Source organism: Rhizobium sp. B230/85 (assembly GCF_019355735.1).
GTDB lineage: Bacteria > Pseudomonadota > Alphaproteobacteria > Rhizobiales > Rhizobiaceae > Rhizobium > Rhizobium rhododendri.
The window spans coordinates 530,209-546,916 of the sequence record NZ_CP072156.1; the positions used below are offsets into that span (position 1 = coordinate 530,209).

Sequence of the window (16,708 nt, forward strand, 5' to 3'; positions counted from 1 at the left end):
TAACGTCTCGATGATCAGATTAGCAGTTTCTGACTTGATAACGGGCAGAGTTAGGCCGAACATCGCTTTCGGGGCGAGTTCGTGGAGGAGCGAGCCCAGGGGCAGGGAGGTTTCACTATGGCTAATTTTACGCATGTGAGCGCAGAACCGACATCATCCGGACTGGAGCGGGATGCCCGCAAGATACACTCGGACAGACCAGTCGCGGCCGGCAATATCGCCATCGGAGTGATCATTGGTCGCACGTCTGAATTCTTCGATTTCTTCATCTACGGCATCGCCTCGGTGCTGGTCTTTCCGAAGCTGTTCTTTCCGTTCGCCGATGCCCTGCAAGGCACGCTTTATTCGTTCCTCATTTTCTCGCTGGCCTTCATTGCCCGACCAATCGGCTCGGTCATCTTCATGGCGGTCGATCGGACCTACGGGCGCGGCGTGAAGCTGACGATCGCGCTTTTCCTGCTCGGAGGATCGACTGTCTCCATCAGCTTCCTGTCCGGCTATGATGAGATCGGCGTCGCGGCCATCTGGCTGCTGGCCGCATTTCGCATCGGCCAAGGTCTTGCGTTGGGGGGAGCCTGGGATGGCTTGGCATCGCTGCTTGCGCTGAATGCGCCAGCCAATCGCCGTGGCTGGTATGCGATGATCCCCCAGCTTGGAGCCCCCATCGGCTTCATGATTGCCAGCGCGCTGTTTGCCTATTTCGTCTTCAGCCTGTCGACCGAGGATTTCCTTTCCTGGGGCTGGCGCTATCCGTTCTTCTGCGCTTTCGCCGTCAATGTCGTTGCGTTGTTTGCCCGGTTGCGGCTGGTGGCGACGCCGGAGTTCGGCTCGCTGCTGGAGCGGCACGAGCTTGAAGCAACCAAGGTCGTCGACATGCTGAGTGCTCATGGACGCGATGTCGTCATCGGTGCCTTTGCACCGCTCGCAAGTTTCGCGCTGTTTCACCTGATGACGGTCTTCCCGCTCGGCTGGGTGACGCTTTACAGCGAGCAGGCGCCGGCCTCCTTCCTGATGGTCGAGTTCGTCGGAGCGATCTTTGCCATTGTCGGCATCGTCTGTTCCGGGCTGATTGCCGATCGCATCGGTCGTCGCGGACAACTGGCCGTCTGCGCAGTGCTGATCGCGATCTTCAGCTTTATCGCCCCGCACCTGCTCGATGGTGGCCAGACCGGCCGCTACACCTTCGTCATCATCGGCTACTCATTGCTCGGCTTGTCCTTCGGCCAGGCGGCCGGTGCTCTCGCCTCGCGCTTCCGCCAAACCTACCGCTACACGGGCGCTGCAATCACCTCGGACCTCTCCTGGCTGATCGGCGCCGGCTTTGCGCCCTTCGTGGCGCTCAGCCTGTCCAGCCAGTTCGGCATTGCATTTGCCGGCTACTACCTGCTGTCCGGCGCGCTCTGCACGCTCGCTGCCCTGGCGTTCAGCCGCCGCCTGGAAACGCTGGATACCTGATAGGTACTGGCTAATTGCAAAGGCCGCGGCGTCAGAGATGCCGCGGTATTTCTCTGCTGGTCGCAGCTTAGGGTGTGATCGTCACGCTAGCAGTTCGTCCCGCCACCAGCGCAGTGCCTGCAGGCACGTCCGAGAGGGCGACGCGCACCGGCACGCGCTGGGCGAGGCGAACCCAGGTGAAGGTCGGCGTGACGTTGGCCAGCAGGCTGCTCGTTTCCGTGCGCTCCCGGTCCTCGATGCCTCCCGCGATGCCGACAACGCGGCCCTTCAGGGCGTCCTTCGTTCCCATCAGATGCACGACGGCGCCATCGCCGACCTTGATCCGATCCAGCTTGTTTTCCTCGAAATAGCCATCGATGTAATAGGAATCTGCGTCGATCAGCGCGGTGACGGCACTCCCGGCGGTCACATAGTTGCCAGGCTGGAGCGAGAAGTTGCTGAGAATCCCGTTGACGGGTGCCCGCACGGTCGAGCGGTCGATATTCAGCTGTGCGGTGTCGCGGCTGACCACCGCTTCCTCCAGCGCGGCCTGATCCTGTGCGACGGTGGCCTGCGTCTGTTGGATCTTCTGGCGCGTTACCGACCCGTCGCCAAGGCGCTGGTAGAGTTCGAGGTCGCTCTTGGCCATGCCGAGCGCCGCCTGAGCACTGGTGATTTGCGCTTCGGCCTGCCGCAGGGCAAGCGAGAAGCGCGCCTGGTCGATGCGGAAGATAACATCGCCCTTCTTGATGCTCTGGTTGTCCTTGACGTCGACCTCGGTCACGAAGCCCGAGACATCGGCAGCCACCCGCACGACGTCGGCGCGTACCTTGCCATCCCGCGTCCAGGGCGCGTTCATATAATAATCCCAGAGGTGCCACCCAAGGACGCCAGCCAGAACGACGACAACGGCGGTGAGCAGGAAACGACCTGAAAATGCCAGGAACTTCATAGGGGTATCCGATTGATTGTCAGCACGAGGGCGCCGAGCAGGCAGAAATAGAGGGCGGTATCGAACAACGGCCGATGCCAGACGAGGCGATAGAAGCCGGTTGTTGCCAGCGCCCGCCTGAGGATTGCGTTAATAAAGAAGGCGATGACGGCCATCGCGCCCAGTGTCGGGATATAGACCCCGTAAATGTCGACCTCCGGTCTCATGCCGCTTTCTCCGCTGTGGTCACATCCGGGGCGGCCCGGTTTTCGTTGGCCGCAAAGATCGGTGCGTCGGGAAAGAGGTTGTATCGCAGCCCGGTCATCGCACGCCGGGCGCCGGCGGCTTCCGTCGATATCGCGTCTGCGCCGAGGATGGCGAGCGAGCGATCGAGCGTTGCCAGAAGGTTGCCGGATGGATCGTCTGCTGCATCTCGCTTCGCCCGGTAGTGGTCCGCCACCGAGACGAGGACAGCATCCACGGCCGCGCTGTCGGTTGCCGACAGCGACGGCCTGAGCCGCTGCAGGTCGACCGTATTAAGGCCGTTGCGCAGATCCTTCAGGACATCGTTCGGCGTCAATGCGGCGCTTGCCGGCAATGAGGCAAGACGTGGCGCTGCAAGGCCGAGGCGATCGACCATGCGATGCAGGAGCCCGGTAACATCACCGTCCTTTTGCCGCCGTGTCGCAGCGGCTATGTCCGCCCAGCCGGCTTGGAGAAGGCGGCGGGCGCTCCACTCCGCTCCAACGCTGCGCACCAGTGCTGTCGTGCAGCAGGCAATGACGAGCCCGATAATCAAAGCCGTATTCGAGTTGAGAAATGTCTGCAGGTCGAGGCTCAGTCGTCCCTGTAGCGACAGCATGTTCGGCAGGTTGACGCCGAAGCCGAGGCCGAGAAGCATCGTCTTCGGCTGCGCCATCAGGACACCGGCAGGAATGAGGAAGAGGCCGAGCGCGGCCGAGAGCGCCCAGTAGCTGTAGACCATCGGGAATACGCCGAACTCGAGGACGAAGGCTGCCACGACGGCGGCAAGGCTCGCCGTGATGAAGCCCCGGATTGCCGGTGTCGGATCGTCCATGGCGGCAAACAAGCAGCAGATGACGCCGGCCATCATCGCCGCCGTACTTCCCTGCGGCCAGCCTGTGAGGATCCAGGCGGCGGTCGCAATGCAGGTCGAAAGCATCGCCACGAGTGCCGAATAGATCGCCATGCCGTAGTCCTTGTGCATCGGCTGTGTATCGAGCGACGGGCCGAAGCGGTTCCATCTCAAGGCGTGCCGCGATCCCGAGGCGATGTCCGACTTGAGGTCGATGCAGTCGCTCCAGATCTGGATGAGATCCCGCATGCGCGCGACGACATTCTGGACCAGCAGTTGGGCCCAGGGCGGCCGGTCGTCAGTGTCGTTTTCCGCCTCCTCCATCAGCGTCAGAAAAGTCTGCCGCTGGTCGGGCGAGAGTGGCTGGCCGCTCTCGAGCCAGTCGGACACAGCATCGATCAGCCGGATCATGGCCGGCGTATATGTGGTCACACGCGACAGGGTAGCGAGCACGTCTGCAAGACCGGAGGTCACGGGAAGCAGCACGATCATGCGGCGTTGCAGCGCGCGAGCGCAGTCCACCATGTCTCGATGGCTGGAGGTGTCGTAGGAAACATGGGTCGTGAACGCATGCAGATCGACGGCATCGGCTGAAAGGCGTCCGACCAGCGCTGTGTTGGCGGGATCGCTGTAGCGGCCACGGAGTGTTCCGAGGGCAAGGGCCGCGCCGTCCTTCAGCCAGGCATCGATGCGCGTGGCAAGGACAGGGCCGGCGTGGCGGGGCAAAAGCACGCGGCTGACAACCGCCGCGCAGACGATAGCCACTGCAATCTCGATGACCCGGGCCGCCGCGTAGGTGAAGGCAATCTCCGGCGTTGCAACGATCGGAAATGCCGTCAGCGCCGTCGTATAGCCGGCAAGCATGAAGACATAGCTGCGCGGTGTCCGGTCGAGCAGCGCTAAGGCGAGACAGAGCCCCATCCACAAGGAGATGGCGAGCGTCAGGACTTCGGGTGAATTGACCAGATTGGGAAGCAGGATGACGGTCATTGTGCCGCCGATCGCCGTCCCGAGCAGGCGATAGACGGCCTTCGACGTGCTTGCACCCGACAGGGGATGCGAAACGATATAGACAGTGCCCACAGCCCAGTAGGGATTCTGAAGGTCGAAACAGAGGGCAATCGCCAACGCCAGCATCGCCGCGATAAAGGTCTTCAGCGAAAAGACGACGTCGCCCAGCTCCGGAAAACGGCTTGCATTACTGGTCATCGTCGGATGCCCCGGTAAAGGAAGAAGCCTTTGTGGAAATGATCCTGAGGACGTCGAGCGCCGCCAGCATCTGCTCTGGTGGAATGTCGCCGAGCATCGTTTCACGCAGCTTCGCGGCACATTTCTCACAGCGTTCGGCGACGATTTTTCCGGCTGGGGTCAGTTCCACCAGCTTGATGCGACGATCCGTATCGTCGGGTACGCGGCAGATCAGGCCGTCGCTTTCCAGTCCATCGAGCACGCGCACCAGCGTCGGGCCTTCTATTCCAACCCTGTCGGCCAGTACGCCCTGAGGAATGCGGTCGCCCAGCCGAAGAAGGGTGATCAGCGGTGCGGCAGTCGCGTCCGACAGATTGTGTTCCACCAGCATGATGTTGAGAGCCCGCCGCCAGCCGCGCCCGGAGACGAGCAGAAGCGGGGCGAACTCGGCCCATAAACTCTTCAAATTAGTTTTCATGCTTATCGGTAGCATTCAACTGATTTGAGTGCAATCGGATTTTAGGCAGGGAAGAAGGCTGCAAGTCCGGAAGATCTCAAGATCGGGGCCCAAAGCAGCATTCGGATGCCATTTTCAATATTTTGTGACCCTGCCCGCATCGTCTAAACTTGAAATGGCTACTCATGTTAAATATAGGGCTGGGGGAGAAATCTGTCCGCCCACCCAATCGAGGATGCCATGAAGTTTTCCCGCTCATTTTTTGCCGGCCTGACACTTGCCTGCGCTACCGCAGCAGGCCCGTTGGCTGTTTCCCTGGCGCACGCGCAGGATGATGGCATCGTCGTCTACAATGCCCAGCATGAGACACTGACCCAGGCATGGGCCGAAGGGTTCACCAAAGACACCGGCATCAAGGTTACGGTTCGCAATGGCAGCGACATGCAGTTCGCCAATCAGATCATCGAGGAAGGCGCAGCATCGCCAGCCGACGTGTTCCTGACCGAAAATTCCCCGGCGATGGTCCTGGTCGATGCCGCCGGCCTTTTCGCCCCGATCGACGCGGATACGCTGGCCCAGCTTCCTGAGACCTTCAAGGCGGCAGACGGCAAATGGACGGGCGTTGCCGCCCGGACCACCGTCTTTGCCTATGACAAGACGAAGCTGAAGGAAGCCGATCTGCCGAAATCCATGATGGATCTTGCCGATCCGAAGTGGAAGGGACGCTGGGGCGCCTCGCCGGGCGGCGCGGATTTCCAGGCAATCGTCAGCGCCTTTCTGGAATTGAAGGGCGAGGCGGAGACCGCCAAATGGCTGAAGGCGCTGAAAGAGAATGCAACGAGCTACAAGGGTAACAGCGTTGCGATGAAAGCCGTCAATGCCGGCGAGATCGAAGGCGCGCTGATCTATCACTATTACTGGTTCGGCGATCAGGCGAAGACCGGCGAAAACAGCAAGAATGTCGCCCTGCATTACTTCAAGAACCAGGATCCGGGCGCGTTCGTCAGCATTTCCGGCGGCGCTGTGCTTGCCTCCAGCCAGCATCAGAAAGAAGCCCAGGCCTTCATCAAGTGGATCACCGGCAAGGGTGGCCAGACGGTGCTGCGCGATGGCAATTCATTCGAGTATGCGGTTGGCAACGGTGCGCAGTCCAATCCCAAGCTGGTGCCGCTTGCCGAGTTGCAGGCCCCCAAGATCGAGCCGTCCAAGCTGAACAGCAAGAAGGTGACCGATCTGATGACGGCCGCCGGCCTCATCTGATACCTCTTGCGCAAGGCTCGCCTGCCCTGCTAGGGCCTTGGCAACAGCGTCACGCATTATCATCGGCAATCGCCCACTGGCGGTTGCCGTGCTGTATTCAGAAATGAGGGCAGCCGTCATGCTGCAAAAGAACAGCCAAGCCGCACCCGGCTATCCGGCCGATGCCCTGCGCCTGACACGGCCGGCGGCATCTCGCGGCCGCGTGCCGAACGTGCCGGTTTTCGTTGTTGCTGCCCTCGTGTCGTTGCTCAGCCTCCTGCCGCTAGGCTTCATAGTCTGGATTACTATCCAGACCGGCTGGCAGCAGGTGATCGCGCTGGTCTTTCGAAATCGCGTCGGCGAGCTGCTGATCAACACTGTGCTGCTCGAAGTCTGCACGCTGCCGCTCTGCATCATCCTTGCGGTCACGCTCGCCTGGCTTACCGAACGCACCGACATTTTCGGCGCGCGGATATGGTCGTGGCTCTCGGCAGCACCGCTCGCAGTTCCTGCCTTCGTACACAGCTACGCCTGGGTCAGCCTGGTTCCCGGTATGCGTGGCCTGTCGAGCGGCGTGCTTGTTTCGGTTCTCGCCTACTATCCATTTCTCTACCTCCCGGTCGCAGCCGCCTTGCGCCGTCTCGATCCGGCCATCGAAGATGCGGCCGCCTCTCTCGGGCTGGGCCCCTGGCGTGTCTTTTTCCGCGCCGTACTGCCGCAGCTGCGACTGGCGATTTGCGGCGGCTCTCTGTTGATCGGCCTCCATCTCCTGGCCGAATACGGCCTGTTCATCATGATCCGCTTCGATACGTTCGCGACCGCCATCGTCGACCAGTTCCAGTCTGCCTACAACAGCCCGGCCGCCAATATGCTCGGCGGCGTGCTGGTGCTGTGCTGCCTGCTGATGCTTGGCCTCGATGCGCTGATCCGCGGCAATGAACGCTACGCCCGTGTCGGCTCCGGTGCCGCCCGTCCGGCAGATTGCCGCCGTCTCGGCCGCCTCGCGCTCCCCTGCATCCTGTTGCCGGTCATCACCGCAGCGCTGGCTCTGGGCGTGCCCTTCGTGACGCTGGCGCGCTGGCTGGTGATCGGCGGCGCTGACATCTGGCGGATGGATATGCTCGGATCGGCTTTCGCGCAGACAATGGTGCTGGCAATCGCCGGCGGCATCCTGGCAACGGTCGCTGCAGCGCCGATGGCCTGGCTCTCCGTGCGTGCGCCGGGCAGGCTGCAACGGCTGCTCGAAGCCTGCCACTATTATGTGGGCTCGCTGCCGGGCGTTGTCGTGGCGCTGGCGCTCGTCTCGATCACCGTGCGAATGATCCTGCCGCTCTATCAGACATTTGCGACGCTGCTGGTTGCCTACATGCTACTGTTTCTGCCGCGTGCCATGGTCGGCCTCAGGGCCAGCATCGCCCAGGCGCCGGTCGAATTGGAGCGGGCAGCCATGGCCCTTGGCCGCACGCCAGGTCAGGCGGTCCGCCAGATTACCATGCGGCTTGCGGCCCCCGGCGCCGCGGCAAGCGTTGCACTTGTCGCGCTCGGCATCACCAACGAGCTGACTGCAACGCTGATGCTCTCGCCAAACGGCACCGTAACGCTGGCGACAAAATTCTGGTCGCTGACCAGCGAGATCGACTATGTCTCGGCTGCCCCTTATGCCCTGATGATGGTCGTCCTGTCGTTGCCGCTCACCCTTCTTCTTCACATGCAATCCAAGCGAACGGCCGGGCAATGACCTTCCTGACGATCCAAGATATCAGCAAGCGCTACGGCCCCGTCCTGGCGCTCGACAGCATCGACCTGCAGGTGGAAGTTGGCAGCCGCACCGCTATCGTCGGCCCGTCGGGCTCCGGCAAGACAACCCTGCTGCGTATCATCGCGGGGTTCGAACAGCCGGATCATGGCCGCGTCGTCTTGCAGGGCGAGACACTGGCCGATGGACCTTCCATCGTGCCGGCGCATCGTCGTGGCATTGGCATAGTCTCCCAGGACGGCGCTCTATTTCCACATCTGAGCGTTGCCGAAAACATCGGCTTCGGCATCGAGCGCAGCGTCGCTGATCGCAGCAAGATCATTCGCGACCTCGTGGATATGGTCGAGCTCGATCATGCTATGCTCGACAGACGCCCGCATCAGCTGTCCGGCGGCCAACAGCAGCGTGTCGCACTGGCCCGCGCACTTGCCCGCAAGCCGAAGCTGATGCTGCTCGACGAGCCCTTTTCGGCACTCGACACCGGGCTTCGCGAAAACATGCGCAAGGCCGTAGCGAGAGTTTTACAGACGGCCGGTATCACCGCAATTCTCGTTACCCACGATCAGGCCGAGGCCTTGTCTTTCGCAGATCAGGTTGCCGTGTTGCGCGGTGGACAACTGGTCCAGGCCGGCCCGCCCCAGTCGCTTTACCTCCGCCCTGTCGATCGTGAAACGGCAACGTTTCTCGGAGATGCATTGCTTTTGCCTGCCGATCTCGAAGGGGGCTTTGCCGATTGCGTGCTGGGCCGGATCGTAACGGACGCGCCAGCGCAAAGTGGCCGATCCGAAATCATGTTGCGCCCCGAGCAGCTTCATCTCTCCCTTGCCGAAGGCGCGCCGGACGGAACGGGATGCCGGGGAACCGTGGACGACATCGAGTTCGGCGGCGCGCTTTGCACCGTCACCCTGCGTCTCGCCGAACAGAACGGCGGCTCCACACTGATGGTCAAATGCTCCGGGATAGGCCTTCCCGCCATTGGCAGCGCGGTCGAGGTGACCGTGCGCGGTAGCGCCCATGTCTTTGCCACGCTTTAGGCATGGCAAAGGTTAGGCCGACAACTCTCTCAGAGAACCGGACTTTCCAGCAGCTGGCCGGTTGTCACGTCGGCAATGCCACGGTCGGTCTGGTGCGGCCCGATGTTGCAAGCGAGCGCCGCGCCGAAACACGCCTTGAACACCAGATAGGGCGGCTTCCAGTCGACAACCCGCGTCATGGCCTTGCGTATGGCGCCAAACCCCGCCGCGATTTCCTCCAGCCCAGCCTCGCTGACAAGGCCGGAGAGCGGTAGCGGCAAGATGGCATCGAGCCTGCCGTTCGAGGCCACCGCCATACCGCCGCCCGCAGCGATCACGGCATTTGCAGCCAGCGTCATGTCGCGCACATTGCCACCGAACACAGTCAGGTTGTGGCTGTCATGCGATACAGTCGTACAGAAAGCACCTCGCCATTCACCCCAACCGGTGAGAAAGCCGATTCGCGGCCGGTCATCGACGCGGCCATGTCGGTGCGCGATCGCGAGCAGGGTCGTCCCCGGCGGCGGAACGACGAAGCCACCTGCAACATCGGCAGTCATCTCGCCCCAGGCCGTAAATCGTGGCTGGTCTATGGTGGCGATGCGTACCCTGTCTCCGTCCGCCAATACGCGAAAATCGCCTTCGGAAAGCGGTTCCAGCTTGACGGAATGCCGCAATGGCTCCGGATCGAGCCTCGCCGCTGTAAACAGCGCTTTGCCGTTACGGGCAACGGGCTTGCCATCGGCGAGGACAAGCCTTGCCCGGAAATCCTCGAGATCGTCGAATAGCACGATGTCGGCTCGACGACCGGCGGCAATCAGGCCTAGGTCAGGCCGGTTCAAGCGCATTGCGGCGTTCAGGGTTGCTGCGCGCAAAGCCCACTCTGGACGTAGGCCATCGCGCACCAGCCGCCGCACGAAATCGTCAAGACCGCCATCCCGGTGGAGTTCGTCGGGAAAAACATCGTCGGTGCATAGCGTGATGGTCTGCGGCATATGGCCGAGATTTTTGATTTCGTTCACGAATTGCGTCAGGAGGTAATCATGTGAACCGCGCAGTTCGATCGTCATTCCGGCCGAGAGTTTTGCTAGGAAGTCGGCGCCGGAGGTGAGCTCATGGTCCGATGTCACGCCGGCTGCCATAAAGGCGTTGAGATCGGCTCCCTCAAGCCCCCGCGCGTGGCCTGCAACGATCTTGCCTGAAGCGAGACCGGCGTTGACGATGCCGGTCATGCGCGGATCGCCGTCGATGACGCCGCGCATGTTCATCACCTCGGCGACGCCACCGATCTCAGGCCAGGACAGGATCTCGGCAATCACGGCCGCGTCGAAGTCCGCGCCGGCGCATTCCAGTCCCGGTGCCGAGGGAACGCTGGAAGGCGCAAGGGTGATCACTCGCAAAGGCAGGGGCCGCGTGGCCTCCACAGCCCAGCGCACGGCTGCCAGCCCGTGGACATTGCCGAATTCATGGGGATCCCAGACAATTGTCGTAACGCCGCGCGGCATGACGCATTCCGCATAGGCCGCAGGCGTGATCATCGAGCTTTCGATGTGCATATGCGTGTCGATGAGCCCCGGCGACAGGAATGCGCCGGCCGCATCGATGATTTCGCTCGCGTCGGTTCTGCTGCCAGCCGGATGCACGCTGGCAATCAGGGCTCCCGTCAGTCCGATATCGCAGTTGTCGATTTGCCCTGTGACCATGTTGACGAGTCGACCGCCGGTAATCAGCACATCAAACGATGTATCGCCCCGCGCTGCGGAGGAGGCACGGGCCCTGAGAGCCGGATGGTTGAGGTCTGCGGGATCGCGCGCGCGAGTTTCGGTCATCGGCTTGCCTCGTCGGCAAGGGCACGCATGACGATGACGCGAGCCCTGGCTGCATCGATCCCGGCCACATAATGTGCGTTGAAAATGCCACGCGAGGCGCGCGTTTCCACGACCGTCCGTCCCCGCGTGTGGGATCCCTGCAACTCCACATCGATGCGGGCAGGTCGAAAGTCGGCGATATCTGGCGCAACGAAGATGGCAGCAGCGGTCGGATCGTAGAGCGCCATGCCGGCACGGCCGCGGCTGGTTCCAATCGTCACGTAGCCGCCAAGAAGATCGGCCAGCAACGTGGCTTTTTCGCTGGCTACCAGACGAAGAGCATCGACGTCCTCCGGGGTTGCGATCACCTTGCGACAGATATCGAGATCGACCATGCGCAGCGGCAGGCCGTGGGCAAGGACGATAGCGAGCGCCTCAGGATCGGCAAAGGCATTGAATTCGGCCGATGCCGTATGATTGCCCGATGTAACGCCACCGCCCATCCAGACCAGTTCCGTCACGCGGATTGCAAGATCGGGCCGCGCCAGCGCCAGCGCCGCGATATTGGTGAGAGGCCCGAGCGCTAGGATCCGGCAGGGACCCTGGTTGGTCTCAAGCCATTGGCAAAGCGCGGCAAAGGCATTGCCCGGAGGCAGCCGCTCTGCTGCCGGCAGCGTCCTTCCCAGCGTGGGAATTCCGCTTGAGCCAAGGATCGCCTCGGCTGTTTCCAGCTGGCATAGTACCGGCATCGCCCGCCCGCTGTGGATTTGAAAGCGCCAACCGAAAAATGCCGCCGCACTGGCTGCGTTGGCTCTCACCTGGTCGAGCGGGGTATTCCCCATGATCAGCGAGACGCCGTCGATCTCAAGCCCCGAATGCGCCACCACCAGAATGGCGGCGATGTCGTCGAAGCCCATGTCGGTATCGATCCAGACCCCCATGTTTCACCCGAACCTTTCCAGCACCGCTGCCGCATCGACCGGCAGATCGAATGCAAGCTCGCTGCCCATCGGCTGCGCAGCCAGGGCTGCTCCGACTTCGGCCTTGATGGGACCGAGCGGCGTGTCGAGCAGGTACTCGCGTGTGTTTCCGGCAAAGGACGTGCCCCGGACGATGCCTTGAAACGGACCGACGCCGAGCGTGACCGCACGCGGACGCCAGGCGAGCCCCGCAGCACCTCGTGGCACGGGTTGAGACAGCGGCACGGCGCCACCGGCCGCTTTCATCCCGGTGCTCTCGGTGGGAAAGATGTTCTCGAATCCGACGAAGTCGGCAACGAAGGCGGAGACTGGTCGGTTATAGATCTCCTCCGGCGTACCGATCTGCTCGATTGCGCCATTCCGCATGACCACGATCCTGTCGGCTAGCGCCAGCGCCTCCACTTGGTCATGGGTGACGAAAATCATCGTCACGCCGGTCTCCTTCTGGACCCGCTGCAGTTCGGTGCGCATTTCCAACCTGAGACGTGCATCGAGGTTGGAGAGCGGCTCGTCGAGCAGCAGCACTTTAGGCTCCATCACCATCGAGCGTGCCAACGCTACGCGCTGTTGCTGGCCGCCCGACAGTTCCCCTGGTTTCCGGCGCGAGAAATCGCCAAGGCCCACAGACGTCAGGCCAGCGCCTACGCGCGCATCTAGGTCGCCGCCGCGCAGGCCCTTGAGGCGCAATCCGAAGGCGATGTTCTCGTAGACGGAAAGATGCGGAAAGAGGGCATAGGACTGGAAGACCAGGCCGACTGCCCGTTTATTGGCGGAAACACGGGTGATGTCGACACCGTCTAGGCTGATCTTGCCTGAGGAGGGCGTCAGCAGTCCGGCGATTGCGCGCATCGTCGTCGTCTTGCCGCAGCCGGACGGGCCGAGCAGCGCCACCAGTTCCCCCCGACCGATCGTCAGGTCCAGATCCCTGACGGCAACGGTGCTGCCGTAGGCAAGCGTCAGCTTCTGGAGCGTGAGATAGGAGGCGTCAGACATAGCGGGAAAATCCTAGAAAGCGCTCGGCCAGAAAGACGATGCCGATCGACAGGAAGGCGAGCAGCGCCGAAAGAGCGGCCACGGAGGGATCGTAGGTCGTCTCCATGTAGCCGAGCATGTTGATCGGCAGGGTCTGGATTCCGGGGCCCGACAGAAACAGCGACACCGGCACCTGATTGAAGCTGGTAACAAACCCGAGGATAAACGCCGCCAGCACGCCACCGCGTATATTCGGCAGCACAACGCGGAAGAAGGCGCCCGGCCGCGAAGAACCGAGCAGCACTGCGGCTTCCTCGATGTCGGACCGCAGGTTGTCGAGGCTGGCCGAGACGACGCGCACGGCATAGGGCAGCACCAGCGCCGTATGGGCGCAGAACAGCGCGGCGGTAATGCTGAAGCCGAAGGGCACGACGAGATACCGTAGGATGGAGAGCCCGACGATGATGCCTGGTACGATGATGGGCGCTGACACGACCGTGCGGATGGTCTCGGCAAACGGCAGCCTGTAGCGGGAGAGCGCATAGGCGGCCGGCACGCCCAGGACCAGCGCACACAGGGTGCCGCCGACCGCAAGCAGCATGGACATGGCAAAGCTGGCGCGAAAGCTGTCAACGGTGAAGACTTTTTCCACCCAACGCAGCGAGAGGCCCTGCGGCGGAAAAGCCAGCGTCTCGCCGGCTGAAAGCGAGGCGGCAACAATGATGACGAACGGCCCGATCAGGAAGACCAGCAGCAAAGACAGGGCAATCGGTGAAAACAGCCGGCGGCTCATATGCGGCTCCTCGCGGTTGCCACGCGCTTCAGCAGCAGATTGGCGCCGAAGCTCATGACGATGAGGATGAAGGCGATGACGCTCGCCGAGACGAAATCGCTGGAAACCGTGACCCGCTGGTAGAGCAGCGTTTCCAGCATCAGCACCTTGGAGCCACCAAGGATCGCAGGCGTGATATAGGCCGTCAGCGAACCGGTGAAAACCAGCGTGCCGCCGATCACCAGTCCCTCGCGGGTGAGCGGCAGGATAACTTTCCAGAACACCTGCAGCCAGTTTGCACCGAGCACTCGCGCCGCGGCGATCGCATCTTTCGGCATGTTTTCAAGCGCACTGATCAGCGACAGGATCATCAGGGGCAGGAACAATTGCAGCAGGCCGAGAAAAACTGCGGTCTCGCTGAAGAGAATGCGGAACGGGGTGTCTATCACATGCAGCCCGATCAGCGCCTCGTTGACGATGCCGGTGCGCCCGAGGATGACGATCCAGGCATAGGTGCGGGCAACCGGTGAAATCATCAATGGCAGCACGACAAGGCCGACCATGCGACCCTTGCTCTTCGGCGGTAGGTTGACGATGGCAAATGCGCCGGCATAGCCGATGACCGCAGAAACGGCCGTGACCTCGAGCCCGAGGCGTAGCGTGCGCAGGAAGACGGTACGATTGAGCGCCTCGGAGAAAAATGCCGTGTAGGCGCCGATCGACCACGCCCCATCGGGCGCGTGAAACCCCTCAGACAAAAGCAGGATGACCGGCACCAGGAAAACCACTGCCGCAAACAGTGCTGCCGGAAGCGCCAGCGCGAGGCCCTCGGTTCTATTCTGGAACATGCAGATCTTTCCCGCAGGCAGTGTCGTCTGAACGATATCCGCGGTGCTGGATTCGGATATTCCGCACCGGCAGCTTACTGGCCAACCGTCTCGTTCCATTCCTTCACCCAGGCCTCTCGCTCGTCGAGCGCCAGAGCGGAGGGGATGAGCTTGAGGCTCCTGGCGGTGTCTTCGCCAAAGGTCAGGTTGCTGGTGATGTCAGCCGGCAGCTTGACCTCCTTGTTGGCAGGGCTGTCGACCAGCTTCTGGCCAAGCGCGGTCTGCACATCCGTCGAAAGCCAGAAATCCATGAACTGCAACGCTAGATCCCGGTTCTTCGAACCTTTGGTCAGGATCATGACATTCATGCCACCTGTTTGGCCCTCCTTGGGGTCGGCCCAGGCAACGGGGACATCGAGCTTGGTAAAGCCGGCCCAGGAAAAGCGACCGATCGGCGCTGCCCAGATTTCCTCCTGCTGCATAAGTTGCACCAGTTGCGAGGACTTTTCGTAGAAGGTAACGATGTCGTCTTTATTTTCACCGATCGCAGCAATCGGCGCTTTGAGATCCGGCGTGTTCTTGCCCATTGCCTCGCCCAGCATGTAGAGCGCTGGCGGTCCCTGGTTGGTCGTCACATTCGGGAAGGCAATATGGCCCACATATTCGGGCTTCAGGAGATCGGCCCAGGACGTGATCTTCATTTTATCGGGGCGATAGGCGATGGACGTGGCGTAGAAGGTGTAGCCGACGCTCATACTGTCGCCGTTCGGGTCCTTGGCGATGTCGTAGAGCTTGTCGAAATTGGAAAGCCTTGACGTATCGATCTTGTCTGTGAGACCTGCGCGAGACGCCTGTAGCGCATCGGCCATCGAGACGACTGCCATGTCGATCACCGGATGGGCCTTGTTCGCCTCCATTTTTGCCAGCCGCTCGACGCTGTTGCCGGTCTCCACGACCAGCTTGCAGCCGCATTTCGCTTCGAATGGATCGTAGACCAGCTTCCTGTAGTCGTCCTGGGCAAACGCATAGACGGAGATCGTCAGCGTCTTGTCCGCAGCGCCTGCTGTCAGTGGAAAAAGGCAACAAACCGCGATGGACGTGCTCAGCAGCCAATTCATGGGACGGGATCTCCACCGGGTTCCTGCATCGCCGGTCCGGGAGGACCGGAGGACTGACGTGCTATAAGCCGCATCGGTACCCGTGAAACCGCCGCGGTGACGATGCGGCTGGCGTGCGGGGTCTCTTCTGCCAAAGATTGGTCGCGGGCGCCCATTTCGATGACGTCGACGAGCGCGCCGACGGCAATTTTTGCGATAGCCGGCATGTCCATACGCATCGTCGTTATGCCGGGCGTGACAACCGAGGACCAGATCAGGTCGTCGAAGCCGGTGACGCTGACGCTATCCGGCACGGATATGCCTGCCTGCTGCAATTCCGTCAGGGCCCGCAGCGCAGCGAGATCCGAGATGGCGGCAAAGGCGGTGAACCCTTGTCTGACTTTTTCCGCAAGCCCCAGCATGCAGCCTGCGCCATGCTCGGCTTCGATCTTTTCGATCCACATGACGCCCGTGGTGACGCTCGCGTCGAATGCCGATTTCAGGCCGCCGATGCGGTCGTTCTGGACGTTGGAGGCGGGGTTGTTACCCAGCAATATGATCTTGCGATGCCCGAGTTCATACAGATGTTGCGCCACCTGTACTCCGCCCTGCCAGTGATCAGCAGAGACGGTGTTGCCCGGCGTCGATGGCGTATCGATGACGGCTACCGGACAGCCGATGTCCGCAATCCGGGTGCCGCGCCGGGGGACAATGATCATGCCATCCACGCCGCGCTCCAGCAGACGATTGATAGCGTCGGTCTGGTGGCCGATATCGCCACGTGAATCGGCGATCAGCATGCCGTAGCCGGCAACCGAGGCAGCGTATTCCATAGCCTGGGCGATTTGCGGGAAGAGCGGATTGGCGATATCGGGCAGGACAAGGCCGAGCACCGCGCTTCTGCCGGTCCGCAACGCCCGCCCTGCCTGGCTCGGCACATAACCGAGGGCCGCTGCGGTCGCCCGTATACGGTCGCCGAGTTCGGCAGACACCCGGCCTTTGCCGGAAAGAGCATTGGAGACGCTGGCGACGGAAACACCGAGCGATGCCGCGATGCGGCTGAGATTAGGTCCGGAACGGTTGATAGCCAATGACATCACAATAAATGGTTAATCGTTTAATCAATCGATATACCACC

15 protein-coding genes are annotated in these 16,708 nt (G+C 62.0%); 4 read left to right on the forward strand and 11 right to left on the reverse strand.

All coding sequences use genetic code 11. The features are described 5' to 3' along the window. Window positions 1-117 precede the first annotated feature (117 nt). A complete protein-coding gene (locus J5289_RS02520; RefSeq protein ID WP_142830030.1) occupies window positions 118-1,455 on the forward strand; it encodes an MFS transporter in 1,338 nt (445 codons plus the stop codon). 67 nt (window positions 1,456-1,522) lie between these two features. Here J5289_RS02520 and J5289_RS02525 read toward each other — a convergent pair whose 3' ends face one another. Genes J5289_RS02525 through J5289_RS02540 form a run of 4 tightly spaced genes read right to left on the reverse strand, consistent with a single transcriptional unit; the run spans window position 1,523 to window position 5,115 of the window. Next, window positions 1,523-2,386 (reverse strand): HlyD family secretion protein, encoded by an 864-nt coding sequence (locus tag J5289_RS02525; protein ID WP_209182333.1) that lies wholly within the window; start codon window positions 2,384-2,386, stop codon window positions 1,523-1,525. Further along, on the reverse strand, window positions 2,383-2,592 hold the full coding sequence (locus tag J5289_RS02530) for a DUF1656 domain-containing protein (RefSeq protein ID WP_209182335.1): 210 nt from the start codon (window positions 2,590-2,592) through the stop codon (window positions 2,383-2,385). The genes J5289_RS02525 and J5289_RS02530 overlap by 4 nt, the downstream gene beginning before the upstream one ends. Continuing rightward, entirely contained in the window at window positions 2,589-4,670 is a 2,082-nt protein-coding gene (locus J5289_RS02535) for an FUSC family protein (protein ID WP_209206854.1), read from the reverse strand. The genes J5289_RS02530 and J5289_RS02535 overlap by 4 nt, the downstream gene beginning before the upstream one ends. Further along, window positions 4,660-5,115, reverse strand: a complete 456-nt coding sequence (locus J5289_RS02540) for a MarR family winged helix-turn-helix transcriptional regulator (RefSeq protein ID WP_202617167.1) — start codon at window positions 5,113-5,115, stop codon at window positions 4,660-4,662. Before J5289_RS02540 ends, J5289_RS02535 begins: the two co-directional genes overlap by 11 nt. Before the next feature lie 231 nt (window positions 5,116-5,346). Between J5289_RS02540 and J5289_RS02545 the strand changes: the two genes are divergently transcribed. From J5289_RS02545 to J5289_RS02555, 3 genes are all read left to right on the forward strand, one after another. Then, window positions 5,347-6,366, forward strand: coding sequence for an iron ABC transporter substrate-binding protein (locus J5289_RS02545; RefSeq protein WP_142830039.1), 1,020 nt, complete (start codon window positions 5,347-5,349; stop codon window positions 6,364-6,366). A 118-nt stretch (window positions 6,367-6,484) separates the two neighbouring features. Beyond that, window positions 6,485-8,083 (forward strand): iron ABC transporter permease, encoded by a 1,599-nt coding sequence (locus tag J5289_RS02550; protein ID WP_209182339.1) that lies wholly within the window; start codon window positions 6,485-6,487, stop codon window positions 8,081-8,083. Continuing rightward, a complete protein-coding gene (locus J5289_RS02555) occupies window positions 8,080-9,135 on the forward strand; it encodes an ABC transporter ATP-binding protein (protein ID WP_209182346.1) in 1,056 nt (351 codons plus the stop codon). The genes J5289_RS02550 and J5289_RS02555 overlap by 4 nt, the downstream gene beginning before the upstream one ends. Window positions 9,136-9,164: 29 nt before the next feature. Here the strand turns inward: J5289_RS02555 and J5289_RS02560 are convergent, their stop codons facing one another. The 7 genes from J5289_RS02560 to J5289_RS02590 all read right to left on the reverse strand — a co-directional run bounded on the left by J5289_RS02560 (window position 9,165) and on the right by J5289_RS02590 (window position 16,655). Then, entirely contained in the window at window positions 9,165-10,943 is a 1,779-nt protein-coding gene (locus J5289_RS02560; protein ID WP_209206853.1) for an adenine deaminase, read from the reverse strand. Next, window positions 10,940-11,863 carry a nucleoside hydrolase gene (locus J5289_RS02565; RefSeq protein WP_209182350.1) on the reverse strand — a complete coding sequence of 308 codons (924 nt, stop codon included), beginning with the start codon at window positions 11,861-11,863 and terminating at the stop codon, window positions 10,940-10,942. Before J5289_RS02565 ends, J5289_RS02560 begins: the two co-directional genes overlap by 4 nt. Before the next feature lie 3 nt (window positions 11,864-11,866). Beyond that, the gene (locus J5289_RS02570) at window positions 11,867-12,895 is read right to left on the reverse strand and encodes an ABC transporter ATP-binding protein (RefSeq protein WP_209182352.1); all 1,029 of its coding nucleotides are present in this window, start codon (window positions 12,893-12,895) and stop codon (window positions 11,867-11,869) included. Continuing rightward, window positions 12,888-13,667 carry an ABC transporter permease gene (locus J5289_RS02575; protein WP_209182355.1) on the reverse strand — a complete coding sequence of 260 codons (780 nt, stop codon included), beginning with the start codon at window positions 13,665-13,667 and terminating at the stop codon, window positions 12,888-12,890. Before J5289_RS02575 ends, J5289_RS02570 begins: the two co-directional genes overlap by 8 nt. Next, the gene (locus J5289_RS02580) at window positions 13,664-14,494 is read right to left on the reverse strand and encodes an ABC transporter permease (RefSeq protein WP_209182357.1); all 831 of its coding nucleotides are present in this window, start codon (window positions 14,492-14,494) and stop codon (window positions 13,664-13,666) included. Before J5289_RS02580 ends, J5289_RS02575 begins: the two co-directional genes overlap by 4 nt. A 74-nt stretch (window positions 14,495-14,568) precedes the next feature. Next, window positions 14,569-15,591, reverse strand: a complete 1,023-nt coding sequence (locus tag J5289_RS02585; protein ID WP_142830054.1) for an ABC transporter substrate-binding protein — start codon at window positions 15,589-15,591, stop codon at window positions 14,569-14,571. Then, complete coding sequence (locus tag J5289_RS02590) at window positions 15,588-16,655, reverse strand: LacI family DNA-binding transcriptional regulator (RefSeq protein ID WP_202617172.1); 1,068 nt, start codon at window positions 16,653-16,655, stop codon at window positions 15,588-15,590. The genes J5289_RS02585 and J5289_RS02590 overlap by 4 nt, the downstream gene beginning before the upstream one ends. Between the last annotated feature and the right edge of the window lie 53 nt (window positions 16,656-16,708).